Below are 17,241 nucleotides of genomic sequence, written 5' to 3' on the forward strand. Positions count from 1 at the left end.
CTGCTGATCACACTGCCGTACGCCACTCTCGTCACCGTCGTCACCACCGCGCTGCTCGACGACTGGCCCAAGCTGCCCGAGGTGCTCGGGCTGTCACGGAGCGCAGAGGTTCCGGCACCCGGCTCGCCGCCGGCTTCCCGGCGGCTCGGGGCGTGCTGGTCAGCCCACGTTCACGGCGCTCCACGCCGCCGCGACCGCGTTGTACTCCGTACTGCCGGCCCCGTAGAGGTCCTTCGCCGCGTTCAGCGTCGCGGTGCGCGCGCCCGCGTAGTTCGTGGACGACGTCATGTAGACCGTCAGGGCCCGGTACCAGATCTTGCCGAGCTTGTCCCGGCCGATCCCGGTCACCGTCGAGCCGTTGCAGGTGGGGGAGTTGTAGGAGACGCCGCCCACGGTCTTCGCGCCGCGGCCCTCCGCGAGGAGGTACGCGAAGTGGTTCGCGACGCCCGAGGAGTAGTGCACGTCGAGGTTGCCGACCGACGAGCTCCAGCAGTCGGCCGAGTTGCCGTCCTTGGAGGGCTGGTCCATGTAGCGCAGCGCCGGCTTGCCGAAGCCGGAGCGGACGATCTTCTCGCCGATGAGGTAGTCACCGGGGTCCGAGGTGCTGTTCGCGTACCACTCCACCAGCGTCCCGAAGATGTCCGAGGTCGCCTCGTTCAGGCCGCCCGACTCGCCGGAGTACGTCAGCGCCGCCGTCTTCGACGTCACGCCGTGCGACATCTCGTGGCCGGCCACGTCCAGCGCCACCAGCGGCCCGAACGTCGTCCCGTCGCCGTCGCCGTACGTCATGCAGAAGCAGCTGTCGTCCCAGAACGCGTTGTTGTACTTGTTGCCGTAGTGCACCCGGTTGTACGAGCCCTTGCCGTCGCCCGCGATGCCGGCCCGTCCGTGGACGTTCTTGTAGTAGTCCCAGGTCTCGTTGGTGCCGTACTGCGCGTCCACCGCCGCCGAGGAGCGGTCGGACGCCGTGCCCGTGCCCCAGTGGTTGTCGGCGTCGGTGAACAGCGTTGCGGGGGCGCGGCTGAAGCAGATGCCGAAGAAGCACAGGTCCGTCTTGTTGGCGGCATCGCCCGTGTAGGTGTTGCCGCGCGTGGGGTCCTTGAGCTGGTACGTCGACCCGGACTGCGTCGTCTCCAGCGGCACCGTTCCGCTGTAGAGGGACTGTCCGTCGCCGGTCGCCGTCTCGATGCTGTCCCACGCGTCGATCTGCCGGCCGGTGCAGGCGTCCGTGAGGACCGTGCGGGCGACCGGGTTGCCGAGCGAGTCCTGGCCGACCGCGTTGGTGCGCCAGGCCAGCCGGGGTGCGCCGTGCAGCGCGTCGACGACGAGCTGCGGCTTGGCCTTCACGTTCTTCAGCAGCTCGCCGGCGTTGGCGGCGCGCAGTGCGGTGGCGGCCAGGTCGGCGGCCTTGGGGGCCTTCACCGAGGGGATGACGGTGGGCAGGGAGACGGTGTGCCGCATGGCCTGGTCCGCGCCGCGGTAGGACCCGTTGCGCGCGAGGTGGACCACGAAGTCGCCGCCGAGAACGGGGAGGTGACGGTACGTCCGGTCGTAGCGCACGTGCTGGCTGCCGTCCGCGTCGACCACGACGTCCCGGACGCTGGTACCCTCCGCAGCGGTGAGGCCCAGGCGTGAGGCCTGCTGCACCAGCGCCGCCGTGGCGTGGTCGATCGCGGTGGCGCGACTGGGTCTGTCGGCCGCGCCGGCGGCGGGCGCGGGTGCGAGGGCGGCGGCCAGCAGGGCCGCGGTGGTCGCGGCGGTGCCGGCCGCGGCGATACGGGAACCTCGGATGTGCCGTATCCGACTCATCGGTCTCCTCGGGAAGGCGCCTGGGGGCGCGTGTGGGGGGCCAGAGGCGGGGACCCCTGGCGTGCTCCTGATTTAAGGGTTCATGACATGTCATGTCCATAGCTTGTTCGCGGAGGTGTGTGAGGGGTCAGAATCGTTCCTGCGACGCTTCGGTAGAGGCACGGAAGGAGACCGGCCATGGTCGCGGCCGACGGGCCGGCCGGCGGGAGCACCCGGGAGGCCGGGCACGTGAGACTGCCGTTCTTCGTGTACGGGACCCTGCGCCCCGGCGAGCGCAACCACGACCTCTTCCTGCGCGGCCGCACCCGGTCCGAGGAACCGGGGCTGCTGTCCGGGGCCGTGCTGTACCACGGCCCCGGATACCCGTACGCCGTGGAGGCGGACGGCGGCACGGTCAGCGGCGACATCGTCACCGCGCTGCCCGGGGAGTACGGCGCGCTCCTCGTCGCCCTCGACCGGCTCGAGGACTGTGTGCCGGGGGATCCCCGCAGTCTCTACGAGCGAGTGGTGCGGGAGGTGACGGCGGGGGACGGCAGGACCCTACGGGCCTGGGTGTACGTAGCCGCGCCCGCCGTCGCTGCACGGCTGCGGGCACACGGCAGTCCGGTCGAGGGCGGGGACTGGCGCACCCGGCGAGACTGAGCCCGCGCCCGGCTCCGCGTCGTCCCGTCCCTCCCCGCATACGTCGCTCGTGCGGGCGACCGCACTGTGCGTCCCCTCCCGCCGCCGCCCCCGCCCGCCCTAGGGTCCCGCCCATGACCGATAGCGACCTCACCCGGCGGCGGGCGCTCACGCTGGGCGGCGCCGCCGCGGGTGCCGCCCTCGGATTCGGGCTCTTCTCCTTCTTCTCCTCGGACGACGGCACCCGGGTGCCGGGGCGGGAGGGGGCCGGATCCGGTCGCGACGGGGTACCGGACACCGCACCGGATGCCGAGCTGTGCGTGCTCAACCGGAGTGTGGAGCCGGGCCCTTACCACCTGGACGGCGCACCCCTGCGCAAGGACATCACCGAGGGCAGGCGGGGCGTTCCGCTGAGGCTGCGGCTGACCGTGCGCGACCATCCGCACGCCTGCGCCGTCCTCGCGGGCGCCGACGTGGAGGTCTGGCACTGCGACGCCTGGGGCCACTACTCCGGCTATCCCGGCGCGCATCCGGACGGCGGGCCCGCAGCGGGCGGGCCGGCCGGCTCCAGGACGTTTCTCCGCGGCTGCCGGACGACCGACGCCGCCGGCCTCGCCGAGTTCGCCACGGTCTTCCCCGGCCGGCGCGCGGCGCGGGCCCCGCACATCAACGTCAGGGTCAGCACCGGCGGCAGCAGGACCGCCCGGGGCTACCAGGGCGGCAGGGTGAACTGGACCGGGCAGCTCTTCTTCCCCGACCGGTACACCGACGCGGTGTACGCGAAGTCCCCGTACGCAGGGCGCAAGGGCACGCGCACACCACTCGCGCAGGACCCTGTGTACCGCTGGGGCGGCGGGAGGGACGGGCTGCTGAGCGTCACGGGGGGCGTGGACACGGGGCTCGTCGGGGTGCTGACCATCGGCATCGACCCGACGCGGGAGCCCACGCAGGCCGCGAAGGGCGTCCCGCGCACCGGGAGGACACCGGCACCGGACAGCTCCGCGAGCGCCTCCCGCCCGGCGAACCCCCCGACTCCCTGAGGCCGGGGCGTCTTGCGTCTGGTGAGCCTCTGGCTTCTTGAGGCCTGGGCGTCTTGCGTCTGGTGAGCCTCTGGCTTCTTGAGGCCCGGGCGTCTTGCGTCTGGTGAGCCTCTGGCTCCTTGAGGCCGCGAGCGCCTCCCGCCCGGCGAACCCCCCGACTCCCTGAGACCGCGGCGCTTCCCGTCTGGTGAGCCTCTGGCTTCTTGAGGCCGCGGCGCCTTGCGTCCGGTGAACCCCCGACTCCTTGAGGCCGCGGCGCCTTCCCTCCGGCGCCTCCTTGAGGCCGAGGCGCCGGCGTCCTCACCTCCGCGCCGCCGCCAGGGCCTTCGCAACCCCGGGCTCCTGCGGGCCGAGGAAGCGCGGGTCCGGGCGGAACAGTGCGTCCAGGGCCGCCTTGCCCGCGGCGAAGACCTCCCGGGTGCCGCCGTAGTACCACGTCATGTCGTGCTTGTCCTCGACGCCGACGCCGTACGAGGTGATGCCCGCCGCCTGGCACAGGGCGACCGCACGGCGGATGTGGAAGCCCTGGCTGACCAGAACCGCCCGGTCCACGCCGAAGATCTTCCGGGTGCGGACACAGGAGTCCCAGGTGTCGAAGCCCGCGTAGTCGCTGACGATCCGTTCGTCCGGCACGCCGTGCCGCGTCAGATACGTGCGCATCGCGTCCGGCTCGTCGTAGTCCGTACGGCTGTTGTCGCCGGTGACGAGCACGACCCTGACACGGCCCGCCCGGTACAGCTGCGCCGCCGCGTCCAGACGGCGGGCGAGGTACGGCGACGGCTCGCCGTCCCACAGGCCCGCGCCGAAGACGACGGCGACCTCCGCGCGCGGCACGTCCGCGGTCGTGCGCAGCCGGTCGCCCGTGGAGAGGAACAGCCAGGTCATGGGCAGCAGTGCGAGGACGCACAGCAGCATCAGGCCCTGCACGGTGCGCCGCTGCCCGGTGCGGGTGCGCGGCAGCCTCGGTCTGCGGATCCTCAGGCGGGGCAGGCCCATCGAAACGTTTCCCCCCGGGGTCGGTGGTCGTCGTCAGGGGGGACGCAGCGAACGGTGATCCGGTTCGCGCGCGGACGCGCCGGGCGCGTCACAGAGCCGCGCGCCCTCTCACACCACCTGGCCCGCCCCTGTGAAACACCGGAAAACACCTGTCACGGTCGCGCAACGGCGTGGCAATCTGCCACCGCCAGGATCGGTCCATGACGGCGTCGAACCCCTCCCCCGACGAGTCCCGCCCCCGCCCCGCGGGCCGGCCGCTGCACGATGCCGACCTCGGCAGCGCGGCGCAGCTCATGAACCGCATCGGCAGTCGGCTCGGCAGCCGGCTCAGCGTTGTCTCGCACAACGGCACCCTGCACCCGGCCCCGCCCGCGCTCGTCCTGGTCGCGCACGGCAGCCGCGACCCGGAAGCCCTGTCCACCGTGCGCGCCCTCATGGAACGGGTGCGCGAACTGCGCCCGAGGCTGCCGGTGCGTCTCGGCCACATCGAGCTGAACGAACCCCTGCTCCCCGACACACTCGCCTCCCTCGGCGAGGACCGGGCCGTGCTCGTACCGCTGCTCCTCAGCCGCGGCCACCACGTCAAGCGGGACATCCCCGAGATGGCCGGCGCGGCCCGCGCCGACACCCTCGTGGCCGCCCCGCTGGGCCCGCACCCCCTGCTCGTGGAGACGCTCTACGCCCGGCTCGTGGAGGCCGGCTGGCCCGCCCGGATGAGCGACGCGAGGCGCCGGGCGAGCGCGGTCGTGCTCGCCGCCGCCGGTTCCCGCGCCCCCGACTCCGCCGCCGACACCCGCCGCGCCGCCCAGCTCCTCGCCGAGCGCCTCGGCGTGACCGTCGTCCCCGCCTACGCCTCCGCCGCCACGCCCACCGTGTCCGCGGCCATACGCACGCTCACCGCCCGCGGCCACCACCGGATCGCCGTCGCCTCGTACTTCGCCGCGCCGGGCCGTTTCGCCTCCGAGTGCGCCGCGGCGGCCCCGTGGATCGCGGCGGCCCCGCTCGGCCCGCACCCGGCCGTGGCACGTCTGGTCCTGCACCGCTACGACCAGGCCGTCGCGGCTTCCGAGCCGGCCGCCGCACAGTCGCTGGCATCGGCCTGACCGGCCCGCGCCCCGCGCCTGCGGGCCCGCGCGGGTCACGGCGGGAGGTGAAGCGGACGCCGACATCCCGATTGTCACCCGCTGCGTTTACTGTCGGGTCATGGACGGGACTGCACCCAAGGCCCACGAGACCTTCGCGCGGCATGACAACGGTCCGGCGACCGCCACGGCCTACGACGACACCGACGCCGAGCGCTGGGCGGCCGAGCCGGACAAGCGCCCGGGCCGCACCGCCTTCCAGCGCGACCGCGCCCGAGTGCTGCACTCGGCCGCACTGCGCCGTCTGGCGGGCAAGACACAGGTCGTCACCCCGGGTACCGCAAGCGCGGCCTGGGACGCGAGCCCCCGCACCCGGCTCACCCACTCCCTGGAGTGCGCCCAGGTCGGCCGGGAGCTGGGCGCGGCCCTCGGCTGCGATCCGGACCTCGTCGAGGCCGCCTGCCTCTCCCACGACCTCGGCCACCCACCCTTCGGGCACAACGGCGAACAGGCGCTCAACGAGTTCGCCGAGGACTGCGGCGGCTTCGAGGGCAACGCCCAGTCCCTGCGCCTGCTCGCCCGTCTCGAGCCCAAGCGGTTCGTGCACAGCGCGGCGACCGGCGAACTCGTCAGCGTGGGGCTGAACCTCACCCGCGCCGCCCTCGACGCCGCCACCAAGTACCCCTGGCCGCGCGGCCACCACCCCACCGATCCCACGTCCCCCAAATTCGGGGTCTACGAGGACGACCGCCCCGTCTTCGACTGGTTCCGCAAGGGCGCCCCCGACGACCGCACCTGCTTCGAGGCCCAGGTCATGGACTGGTCCGACGACGTGGCCTACTCGGTTCACGACTTCGAGGACGGCCTGCACGCCGGCCATATCGACCCGGGCTGCCTGCACGCCGACCCCGAGCGGCAGGCGGTCTTCGCCGTGGCCCTCGGGCGGTATGTCCCCGCGGACACCGACCCCGAGGAGCTGGCCGAGGCCCTCGACCGGCTGCTGGGCCAGCAGTGGTGGCCGCGCGGCTACGACGGCTCCGCGGTCGCCCAGGGCCGCCTGAAGGACGCCACCAGCCAGCTCATCGGCCGCTTCTGTCTGGCCGCGGAGGGCGCGACCCGGGCGGCATGGGGCAGCGGCCGCCTCACGCGGTACGCCGCAGAACTCGTCGTCCCGAGAAGCACCCGCATGGAGTGCGCGGTCCTCAAGGCGGTCGCCGACCGGTATGTGATGCAGCGCGCCGAGCAGGAGCGGCTCCGCGCCGACCAGCGGATCGTCGTGGCCGAACTGGCCGAGGCGCTCACCGCCCGCGCACCCGAGGGGCTGGATCCGCAGTTCCGCGCGCTGTTCCAGGAGGCGCCCGACGACCGCGCCCGCAAGCGGGTGATCGTGGACCAGATCGCCTCGCTCACCGACGCCTCGGCGGAGTCCCTGCACGCGCGGCTGAGGGGGCACGCCTGATCCGGACACGATCCGGACATCGCGATCCGGACTCGGTGATCCGGACAGCGTGAATCCGGACCCGCGATCCGGACCGACTGGGACGGCCGGGACCTACGGGCCTGGAGGTGACCCTGAGTGGCCTGATCGGGCCACCCCCTCTTCCCGCGGCAGACCGTGTGCGGGACGCTCCCATGTGGCGACATCCTTACGAGGAGGCATCAAGTGGTCGACGCGGATCAGACATTCGTCATCGTCGGAGGGGGTCTCGCGGGCGCGAAGGCGGCCGAGACTCTCCGCGCGGAGGGCTTCACCGGCCGCGTCATACTGATCTGCGACGAACGCGATCACCCCTACGAGCGGCCTCCTCTCTCCAAGGGTTTCCTGCTCGGCAAGGAGGAACGCGACAGCATCTTCGTCCACGAACCGTCCTGGTACGCGCGCAACGACATCGAGCTGCACCTCGGCCAGACCGTCGACGCCATCGACCGCGAGGCGAAGACGGTCCGCTTCGGCGACGACGGCACGCTCGTCCGCTACGACAAGCTGCTGCTGGCCACCGGCGCCGAGCCCCGCCGCCTCGCCGTCCCCGGCACCGACCTGGCCGGCGTCCACCATCTGCGCCGTCTCGCCCACGCCGAGCGCCTCAAGGGCGTCCTCACCTCCCTCGGCCGGAACAACGGCCATCTCGTGATCGCGGGCGCCGGCTGGATCGGCCTGGAGGTCGCCGCCGCCGCACGTGAGTACGGGGCGGAGGTCACCGTCATCGAACCCGAGCCGACACCGCTGCACGCGGTCCTCGGCCCCGAGCTGGGCAGCCTCTTCGCCGAACTGCACAGCGAGCACGGCGTCCGCTTCCGCTTCGGGGTCCGGCTGACCGAGATCGTCGGCCAGGACGGCGTGGTGCTGGCCGCTCGCACCGACGACGGCGACGAGCACCCCGCGCACGACGTGCTCGCCGCGATCGGCGCGGCGCCGCGCACGGGGCTCGCCGAGGCCGCGGGCCTGGAGATCGCCGACCGCGCGCACGGCGGGGGCGTGGTGGTCGACGAGCGGCTGCGCACCTCCGACCCCGACATCCACGCGGCGGGCGACATCGCCTCCTTCCACCACACCCTCTTCGGCACCCGGCTGCGCGTGGAGCACTGGGCGAACGCGCTGAACGGCGGTCCGGCGGCCGCCCGCGCGATGCTCGGGCGCGAGGTGACCTACGACCGGGTGCCGTACTTCTTCTCGGACCAGTACGACATGGGGATGGAGTACTCGGGGTGGGCGCCGCCCGGGTCGTACGACGAGGTGGTGCTGCGCGGCGACGCCGGCAAGCGGCACTTCATCGCGTTCTGGCTGAAGGAGGGCAGGGTGCTGGCCGGGATGAATGTGAACGTGTGGGACGTCACAGAGCGGATCCAGTCCCTGATCCGGGCCGGGACGGTGGTGGACCAGGAGGCGCTGGCGGACCCCGGCGTGCCGCTGGAGAGCCTGCTCCCATGACGCCACGCGCGCCGTCCGCCGTCACAGCCTCACCGTAGAATCTCCTCGTGGCAGGACGGATCAACGACGAGGACGTGAAGACGGTCAGGGACGCGGTCCCGATCGACTCCGTCGTGTCCGAGTACCTCCAGCTGCGCAACGCGGGCGGTGGCAACCTGAAGGGCCTGTGCCCGTTCCACGACGAGAAGTCCCCGTCCTTCCAGGTCAGCCCGAGCAAGGGTCTGTTCCACTGCTTCGGCTGCCAGGAAGGCGGCGACACCCTCACGTTCGTGATGAAGGTCGACCACCTCTCCTTCTCCGAGGCGGTCGAGCGCCTGGCCGCCCGCGCGGGCATCACACTGCGCTACGAGGAGGGCGGGTACAACCCCACCCACCAGCGCGGCGAGCGCATCCGCCTGGTCGAGGCCCACCGGATCGCCGCCGAGTGGTACGCCGAGCAGCTCGACACCAGCCCCGAAGCCGGCACCGGACGCACGTTCCTGGCCGAGCGGGGCTTCGACCAGGCCGCCGCGGTCCACTTCGGCGTCGGCTACAGCCCCCAGGGCTGGGACCACCTCACCCGCCATCTGCGCGGCAAGGGCTTCAGCGACAAGGAGCTGATCCTCTCCGGCCTCTCCCAGGAGGGCCGCCGCGGCCCCATCGACCGCTTCCGCGGCCGGCTGATGTGGCCGATCCGCGACATCGGCGGGGACGTGGTCGGCTTCGGCGCGAGGAAGCTGTACGAGGCGGACACCGGACCCAAGTACCTGAACACGCCCGAGACGGCGATCTACAAGAAATCCCAGGTGCTCTACGGCATCGACCTGGCGAAGAAGGAGATCGCCAAGGCGAGCCGGGCGGTCGTGGTCGAGGGCTACACCGACGTCATGGCCTGCCATCTCGCGGGCGTCACCACGGCCATCGCGACCTGCGGCACGGCCTTCGGCGGCGAGCACATCAAGATCCTGCGGCGGCTGCTGATGGACAACGGCTCGGCGCGGGTGATCTTCACCTTCGACGGTGACGCGGCCGGTCAGAAGGCGGCCCTGCGGGCCTTCGAGGACGACCAGAAGTTCGCCGCCGAGACCTACATCGCGATCGCGCCGGACGGCATGGACCCCTGCGAGCTGCGGCTGGCCAAGGGCGACGAGGCGGTCGCCGACCTGGTCGAACCCCGTACTCCGCTCTTCGAGTTCGCCCTCCGCCAGATCGTCGGCCGCTACGACCTGGACACCCCGGCGGGCCGTGCCGCCGCGCTGGACGAGGCGGCGCCGGTCGTCGCCCGGATCAAGAACAGCGGCGCCCAGCACGAGGTGGCGGTCCAGCTCGCAGGCATGCTCGGCATCCTCGACACCCAGTTCGTGGTCAAGCGGGTGGCCCAGCTGGCCCGTTGGGCACGCGACCGGGGCGGCAGGGGCCCGGCGCCGGCCGGGCAGCGCACCCAGGGGCCGTACCAGGCGGCTCCCCGCCGGGCGGCCTCCGGCCCGGCGCTCAACCTCCGCAACCCGGTCTACGCGACCGAGCGGGAACTGCTCAAACTCGCCCTCCAGCGGCCGGAGCTGGTCTCCCCGGCGTTCGACGCGTACGGGATCGACGAGTTCACGGCGGCGCCGTACGCGGCCGTCCGCCAGGCGATCATGGAGGCGGGGGGCGCGGAGTACGGGGCGCGGGATCCGCAGGAGTATCTGGTCCGCGTCCGCGAGGCGGCGCCCGACGACACGGTCCGCGCCATGGTCACGGAGCTGGCGGTCGAGGCGATCATGCTCCGCAAGGAGGTGGACGAGATCTATGCGGGCGCCCAGCTGGTCACGGTCCGCCGCCGGGCGGTCGAACGCCGCATCCGTGACATCCAGAGCACGCTGACCCGCCTCGGCACCCACGGCGACCCGGCCCAACTCGCCGCCGTGCAGAACGAACTGTGGGTCCTGCAACAGTACGACCAGGCGTTGCGAGTGCGGGGCGCGGCGGCGCTCTGAGCGCCGCCTGGGGCGCCCGGGCCACCGGAGGCTGCGTCCGTGACGCCGAGAGGGCACGCGGGCCAAACGAGTTGAGTAACCGCCCGGTCACGCACCGGACTCAAAAAGTGGTCGCACGCCCCTCGTGGCGACGATGTGTCGTACCCCACACTGGGTTCCGGTGCCTGAGTCCCGGAGCGCGGCCGGCCCGTCCACGACGGGTCCGACACCCCCGCGGTTCCGCTCAACGACTACGGGACGGCCGGCGGGCGACCACCGGTCCCATCCCCGACGTACCGCTGCCGCCCCCTCAGCAGCGACATTCCTGGAGGTCGCCCCCCGTGCAGACCCAGACCCTGATAGAGACCGAGATCGCCCACGACGACCCGGACGCCGACAGCGACGCCCTCGCGGCGGTGCCCCCGCGGAGCCGGCCCGCTCAGCACCCCGAGACGGACACGGAACCGCAGGGCCCGCCCGAGATGGAGGAACCCCCCGAGCTCTCCGGCGCCCTCGGGGCGACCGAGCCCGTCGAACCGCTTCGCGGGCGCGCCGACACCGGCGCCCCCTCCTCGGACCTGTTCCGCCAGTACCTCCGCGAGATCGGCCGTATCCCCCTGCTCACGGCCGCCGAGGAGGTCGAACTCGCCCGCCGTGTCGAGGCCGGCCTGTTCGCCGAGGAGAAGCTCGTCCACACTCCCGACCTCGACACCCAACTCGCCCTGGACCTGGACCGGCTGGTGGTTCTGGGACGGATGGCCAAGCGGCGGCTGATCGAGGCCAACCTCCGCCTCGTCGTCTCCGTCGCCAAGCGGTACGTCGGCCGAGGGCTGACCATGCTGGACCTCGTCCAGGAGGGAAACCTCGGCCTGATCAGGGCCGTCGAGAAGTTCGACTACGCCCGCGGCTACAAGTTCTCGACGTACGCGACCTGGTGGATCCGCCAGGCCATGTCCCGCGCCCTGGCCGACCAGGCCCGCACCATCCGCGTCCCGGTGCACGTCGTCGAACTCATCAACCGTGTCGTGCGCGTCCAGCGCCGTATGCTCCAGGAACGCGGCTACGAACCGACCCCGGAAGAGGTCGCCGCGCACCTGGAGCTGTCCGCCGAACGGGTGATCGAGGTGCTGCGGCTGGCCCAGGAGCCCGTCTCGCTGCACGCCCCCGTCGGCGAGGAGGACGACGTCGCCCTCGGCGACCTCATCGAGGACGGGGACGCCGCGAGCCCGGTCGAGTCCGCCGCGTTCCTGCTGCTGCGGGAGCACCTGGAGGCGGTGCTCTCCACCCTCGGCGAGCGCGAACGCAAGGTCGTACAGCTGCGTTACGGCCTTGTCGACGGCCGTCCCCGCACGCTGGAGGAGATAGGCCGCATCTTCGGCGTGACCCGCGAACGCATCCGCCAGATCGAGTCGAAGACCCTGAACAAGCTCCGTGACCACGCCTTCGCGGACCAGCTGAGGGGCTACCTGGACTGAGAGGGGCCGCTCACCAGGAGCGGCCCCCGGACTCAGTCGACCTCGGCCACCGCCTGCGCGAACTGCGCCTTGTACAGCCGCGCGTACGCCCCGTCGGCCGCCAACAGCTCGTCGTGCGCGCCCTGTTCCACGATGGACCCGTTCTCCATCACGAGGATCGTGTCCGCGTCACGGATCGTGGACAGACGGTGCGCGATGACGAAGGACGTCCGTCCGTGCGCCAGCTTCGCCATGGCCTTCTGGATCAGCACCTCGGTCCGGGTGTCGACGGAACTCGTCGCCTCGTCGAGGACCAGGATCACCGGGTCCGACAGGAACGCCCGGGCGATGGTGATGAGCTGCTTCTCACCCGCGCTGACGCCCGTGCCCTCGTCGTCGATCACGGTGTCGTAGCCGTCCGGCAGCGTACGGATGAACCGGTCCGCGTGCGCCGCCCGCGCCGCATCCTCGATCTCCCCGCGCGTGACCTCGCGCGCGGCCCCGTACGCGATGTTCTCCGCGATGGTCCCCCCGAACAGCCAGGTGTCCTGAAGCACCATCCCGATCCCGGCCCGCAGTTCGTCCCGGGACATCTGCGAGATGTCGACCCCGTCGAGGGTGATCCGGCCGCCGGTGACGTCGTAGAACCGCATCAGCAGGTTCACGAGCGTCGTCTTCCCGGCACCCGTCGGGCCGACGATCGCGACCGTGTGCCCCGGCTCCACCGTCAGCGACAGGTTCTCGATGAGCGGCTTGTCCGGGTCGTAGCGGAACGACACGTTCTCCAGCGCGACCCGTCCGCGCAGCTTCTCGGGACGCACACCCGGCACCGGGTCCGCCACCTGCTCCTCCGCGTCCAGCAGCTCGAAGATCCGCTCCGCCGAGGCGACGCCGGACTGCACGAGGTTGGCCATCGACGCGACCTGCGTCAGCGGCATCGAGAACTGCCGCGAGTACTGGATGAACGCCTGCACATCACCGATGGACAGCGAACCGGACGCCACCCGCAGACCGCCCACCACGGCCACCAGCACATAGTTCAGGTTCGACACGAACATCATCAGCGGCTGCATGACGCCACTGTTGAACTGCGCCTTGAACCCGGCCTCGTACAGTTGCTCGTTCTGCTCGGCGAACTGCCGCGCCGACTCCTCCTGGCGTCCGAACACCTTCACCAGTGTGTGCCCGGTGTACATCTCCTCTATGTGCGCGTTCAGCCGGCCGGTGGTGCGCCACTGCTGCACGAAGTGCGGCTGCGACCGCTTGCCGACCCGCGTGGCCACCACGAAGGAGAGCGGCACCGTCACCAGCGCGACCAGCGCCAGCAACCACGACACCCAGAACATCATCGCGAGCACGCCCACGATCGTCAGCAGCGAGTTGATGAGCTGCCCCATCGACTGCTGGAGCGTCTGCCCGATGTTGTCGATGTCGTTGGTGGCGCGGCTGAGCACCTCACCGCGCTGCCGCTTGTCGAAGTACGACAGCGGAAGCCGCGACAGCTTCGCCTGCACGTCCTCGCGCAGCCGGTAGACGGTCTTGTTGATGGCCCGGTTGGACAGCCGGGTGGAGACCGCCATCAACAGGCCGGCCACCAGGAACGTCACCAGCGCGAGCAGCAGGACGTTCCCGACGGCACCGAAGTCGATGCCCTTGCCCGGGGTGAAGTCCGTGCCGGAGAGCATGTCCGCGATGCCGCCGTCGCCCCGCTTGCGCATGGACGCGAGCACCTGTTCCTTGCTGAGCCCGGAGGGCATCTGCCGGCCGATGATCCCGGCGAAGACCAGGTCGGTGGCCTTGCCGAGGATCTTCGGCCCGACCACGGACAGCCCCACGCTCAGCACACCGCAGGCCAGCATCGCGATCATGGTGCTGCGTTCGGGTTTGAACTGGGCGAGGAGCCGTTTTCCGGACCCCTTGAAGTCCATCGAGCGCTGATCGGGGCCGCCCCCGCCCATCATGCGTCCCATGGGCCCGGCCATCAGGCAGCCTCCGCTTCCGTCAGCTGGGAGAGCACGATCTCCCGGTAGGTCTCGTTGTCCGCCATCAGCTCGTGGTGGCGACCGGTGCCGACGACCCGGCCCTCGTCGAGGACCACGATCCGGTCGGCGTCCCGGATGGTCGCCACGCGCTGGGCGACGATGACGACGGTCGCCTCGGCGGTCTCCCGCGCGAGCGCCGCGCGCAGGGCCGCGTCGGTCGCGTAGTCGAGCGCGGAGAAGGAGTCGTCGAAGAGGTAGATCTCGGGGCGCTGCACCAGGGTGCGGGCGATGGCGAGGCGCTGCCGCTGGCCGCCCGAGACATTCGTCCCGCCCTGTGCGATGGGGGAGTCCAGGCCGTTGTCCAGCTTGGACACGAACTCCTTGGCCTGCGCCACCTCCAGCGCGTGCCACAGTTCCTCGTCGGTGGCGTCCGGGTTGCCGTACCGCAGATTGGTGGCGACCGTTCCGGCGAACAGGTACGGCTTCTGAGGGACGAGTCCGACCGTCTTCGCGAGCAGCGCCGGCTCGACCTCCTGAACGTCCACGCCGTCCACGAGCACCTCGCCCTCGGTGGCGTCGAACAGGCGGGGGATCAGCCCGAGCAGGGTGGACTTGCCGCTTCCGGTGGACCCGATGACGGCCGTCACCTCACCGGGTTGCGCCACCAGGTCGATGCCCTTGAGGACCGGCTCCTCTGCACCCGGGTAGCGGAACCCGGCACTGCGGATCTCCAGATGCCCGTGGCGCCGGAGCTCGACGACGGGCGCGGTGGGCGGCACGACGCTCGACTCGGTGCCGAGCACCTCCTGGATGCGCTCGGCGCACACCTCCGCACGCGGCACCATCATGAACATGAAGGTCGCCATCATCACGGACATCACGATCTGCATCAGGTAGGCCAGGAACGCGGTCAGGTCGCCGATCTGCATACCGCCGCTGTCGATGCGGTGCGCGCCGAACCACACCACGGCGATCGACGAGAGGTTCACCACGGTCATCACCAGGGGGAACATCAGCGCCAGCGTGCGGCCGGTGCCCAGGGACACCTCGGTCAGGTCCGTGTTGGCTCCCCGGAAGCGGTCCTTCTCGTAGTCGTCGCGGACGAAGGCGCGGATCACCCGGTTGCCCGAGATCTGCTCCCGGAGAACCCGGTTCACCGTGTCGAGGCGGACCTGCATGCTGCGGAACAGCGGCCGCAGCCGGCGCACGATCAGTGTCACGGAGATGCCGAGCACGGGCACCACGGCCACCAGGACGCCGGACAGCGGCACGTCCAGACCGAGCGCCATGACGATGCCGCCCACACACATGATCGGCGCCGAGACCATCAGGGTGAACGTCATCAGGGTGAGCATCTGCACCTGCTGCACGTCGTTCGTGGTGCGGGTGATCAGCGAAGGCGCCCCGAAGTGGCCGACCTCACGCGAGGAGAACGACTGCACCTGGCCGAAGACGGCGGCCCGCATGTCCCGGCCGACGGCCGACGCGGTACGGGCGCCGAAGTAGACGGCGCCCATGTTGCAGACGACCTGCCCGAGCGAGACCGCGATCATCAGGCCGCCGAAGGCGAGGATGTAGTCCGTGTCCCCCTTCACGACACCGTGGTCGATGATGTGCGCGTTGAGGGTGGGCAGATAGAGCGTGGCGCAGGTCTGCAGGAATTGCAGCAGCACCAGCAGGGCTATGGGTTTTTGGTATGGGGCCAGGTGGGCCCTCAGAAGTCGTATGAGCACGCGAGATCTCTCGGAGTCGCAGACGGACGGCGGGGCGGGCGGTGGTGCACCACCCCCCTATCGTCGGGCACTCCACCCGTGTTACCTCAACCGATTAAGCCGACAGCGGTCCCGGGGCGCCCCGTCCCCGAGCTGAGGACAAGTCAGTCCGGGGCCCGCCTACGACCGGAATGCCCCGGGATGCGTCTGCTCGCGTACCGACACGTACTGCTGGCGTACGGCCTGGCCTACGGCCAGTTCGTCGCCGGGCTCCAGGACCTGCGCCACCGCGCCCTGCCAGGCGGGCGGGGTGCGGGGGTCGAGGGCGCCCTGCGACACACCGAGCGCCCAGGCCGCCTGCCGGGCCGCGCCGATCGCCGCGTAGTCGGCGGGCTGGGGCACCACGACCTGCACACCGAACAGCGCGGGCGCCGCCGCCTGTACGGCGGGCAGCTCCGCGGCGGCACCGAGCAGGAAGATCCGCCGCACCTCGACCCCGCGTCCGCGCAGCACGTCCAGCGCGTCCGCGAGCCCGCACAGCATCCCCTCGAACGCGGCCCGCGCCAGGTGCTCGGGCCTCATCGACTCGCGCCGCAGCCCGGCCAGGGTGCCCGCGGTGTGCGGAAGGTTCGGGGTCCGCTCGCCCTCCAGATAGGGCAGGAGCACCAGTCCGTGGGAGCCGGGTGTCGACTTCATGGCCAGCTCGGACAGCGACTCCAGATCGGACAGGCCGAGGAGTTCGGCGGTGCCGCGCAGGGTGCGTACCGCGTTGAGCGTGGTCACCACCGGCAGGTGCATGCCCGTCGCGTCCGCGAGCGAGGTGATCATCCCGCTGGAGTCGACGAGCGCCTCGGGGTGCACGGCCATCACGGATCCGGACGCGCCGAGCGAGACGACCGCGTCCCCGAGCCCGATGCCGAGGCCGAAGGCGGCGGCCATGGTCTCGCCGGTGCCCGCGGAGATCAGCAGCCCCTCCGGTGTCGTACCCGCCGCCTCCGAGGGGCCGAGCACGTCCGGGAGCGCGGCCTGGTGGCCGAGCGCCAGTTCGACGAGGTCGGTGCGGTAGGCGCCGGTCGCCGCAGACCAGTACCCGGTCCCGGAGGCTCCGCCGCGATCGGTGGTCCTTCTCAGGGGCCGTCCGAGCAGCTGCCACACGAGCCAGTCGTGGGCCTGGAGCAGCAGGGCGGTGCGCCGCGCGTTGTCGGGTTCGGTCCTGGCGAGCCAGCGCAGCTTGGTCACCGGCTGTGCGGCCTGCGGAACGCAGCCGACGGCCTCGGCCCAGGCCTGCCGTCCGCCGAGGGCGTCGATGAGGTCGGCCGCCGCGACCTGCGCCCGCTTGTCCCCGCCGACCAGCGCGGGCCGCACGGTGGCGCCCTGGGCGTCGAGCGGGATCACCGCGTTCTGCTGCGCGGAGACACCGATGGCCTGCACGCCCTCCAGGAGTCCGCCGCCGGCCGCCTCCCCCAGGGACAGCAGCCAGGCCTGCGGATCGACGTCGGAGGGACGGCCTCCGCCCTCGGGGCTCTCCACCGGATGCGGCGCATAGCCCTGCCTGAGCACGGCTCCCGTGTCCGCGTCGCAGACGACGATACGAGTGAAATCGGGCGAACTGTCCAACCCGGCGACTATCCCCATGGCGGAAATTCTGCCGTACGAAGGGGGGTGGGCGTGCAGTCCTGGCA

At 71.7% G+C, this 17,241-nt stretch carries 11 protein-coding genes and 1 pseudogene; 7 read left to right on the forward strand and 5 right to left on the reverse strand.

Annotated elements, in window-relative coordinates; genetic code table 11:
* Positions 1-159: 159 nt before the first annotated feature.
* Positions 160-1,809 carry a M4 family metallopeptidase gene (locus ABZ876_RS15270; protein ID WP_361779980.1) on the reverse strand — a complete coding sequence of 550 codons (1,650 nt, stop codon included), beginning with the start codon at positions 1,807-1,809 and terminating at the stop codon, positions 160-162.
* A gap of 177 nt (positions 1,810-1,986) precedes the next feature.
* On the opposite strand from ABZ876_RS15270, the gene ABZ876_RS15275 reads away from it, so the two are divergent.
* Both ABZ876_RS15275 and ABZ876_RS15280 read left to right on the forward strand, forming a co-directional pair.
* Entirely contained in the window at positions 1,987-2,451 is a 465-nt protein-coding gene (locus ABZ876_RS15275; protein ID WP_361779983.1) for a gamma-glutamylcyclotransferase family protein, read from the forward strand.
* Positions 2,452-2,564: 113 nt separating this feature from the next.
* Positions 2,565-3,470 (forward strand): protocatechuate dioxygenase, encoded by a 906-nt coding sequence (locus tag ABZ876_RS15280; protein ID WP_361779986.1) that lies wholly within the window; start codon positions 2,565-2,567, stop codon positions 3,468-3,470.
* 300 nt (positions 3,471-3,770) lie between these two features.
* Here the strand turns inward: ABZ876_RS15280 and ABZ876_RS15285 are convergent, their stop codons facing one another.
* Positions 3,771-4,466 (reverse strand): ElyC/SanA/YdcF family protein, encoded by a 696-nt coding sequence (locus ABZ876_RS15285; protein WP_361779989.1) that lies wholly within the window; start codon positions 4,464-4,466, stop codon positions 3,771-3,773.
* Between the two features lie 200 nt (positions 4,467-4,666).
* On the opposite strand from ABZ876_RS15285, the gene ABZ876_RS15290 reads away from it, so the two are divergent.
* From ABZ876_RS15290 to ABZ876_RS15310, 5 genes and pseudogenes are all read left to right on the forward strand, one after another.
* Positions 4,667-5,569: a sirohydrochlorin chelatase gene (locus ABZ876_RS15290; RefSeq protein ID WP_361779992.1), complete on the forward strand. Its 903-nt coding sequence runs from the start codon at positions 4,667-4,669 to the stop codon at positions 5,567-5,569.
* Between the two features lie 100 nt (positions 5,570-5,669).
* Entirely contained in the window at positions 5,670-7,007 is a 1,338-nt protein-coding gene (locus tag ABZ876_RS15295) for a deoxyguanosinetriphosphate triphosphohydrolase (RefSeq protein ID WP_361779994.1), read from the forward strand.
* A gap of 204 nt (positions 7,008-7,211) precedes the next feature.
* Positions 7,212-8,477, forward strand: a complete 1,266-nt coding sequence (locus ABZ876_RS15300) for an FAD-dependent oxidoreductase (protein ID WP_361779997.1) — start codon at positions 7,212-7,214, stop codon at positions 8,475-8,477.
* A gap of 47 nt (positions 8,478-8,524) precedes the next feature.
* Positions 8,525-10,432, forward strand: coding sequence for a DNA primase (gene dnaG / locus ABZ876_RS15305; RefSeq protein WP_361780000.1), 1,908 nt, complete (start codon positions 8,525-8,527; stop codon positions 10,430-10,432).
* 174 nt (positions 10,433-10,606) lie between these two features.
* A pseudogene (locus ABZ876_RS15310) lies at positions 10,607-11,886 on the forward strand (RNA polymerase sigma factor); the annotation flags it as partial.
* A gap of 32 nt (positions 11,887-11,918) precedes the next feature.
* On the opposite strand, the gene ABZ876_RS15315 reads toward ABZ876_RS15310, so the two are convergent.
* The 3 genes from ABZ876_RS15315 to ABZ876_RS15325 form a co-directional block, all read right to left on the reverse strand.
* The gene (locus ABZ876_RS15315; RefSeq protein WP_361780003.1) at positions 11,919-13,847 is read right to left on the reverse strand and encodes an ABC transporter ATP-binding protein; all 1,929 of its coding nucleotides are present in this window, start codon (positions 13,845-13,847) and stop codon (positions 11,919-11,921) included.
* On the reverse strand, positions 13,847-15,580 hold the full coding sequence (locus tag ABZ876_RS15320) for an ABC transporter ATP-binding protein (protein ID WP_361780006.1): 1,734 nt from the start codon (positions 15,578-15,580) through the stop codon (positions 13,847-13,849). The genes ABZ876_RS15315 and ABZ876_RS15320 overlap by 1 nt, the downstream gene beginning before the upstream one ends.
* Positions 15,581-15,739: 159 nt before the next feature.
* Positions 15,740-17,194 (reverse strand): FGGY family carbohydrate kinase, encoded by a 1,455-nt coding sequence (locus ABZ876_RS15325; protein ID WP_361780009.1) that lies wholly within the window; start codon positions 17,192-17,194, stop codon positions 15,740-15,742.
* Positions 17,195-17,241 lie beyond the last annotated feature (47 nt).

It is taken from the genome of Streptomyces sp. NPDC046931 (assembly GCF_040644655.1).
Classification (GTDB): domain Bacteria; phylum Actinomycetota; class Actinomycetes; order Streptomycetales; family Streptomycetaceae; genus Streptomyces.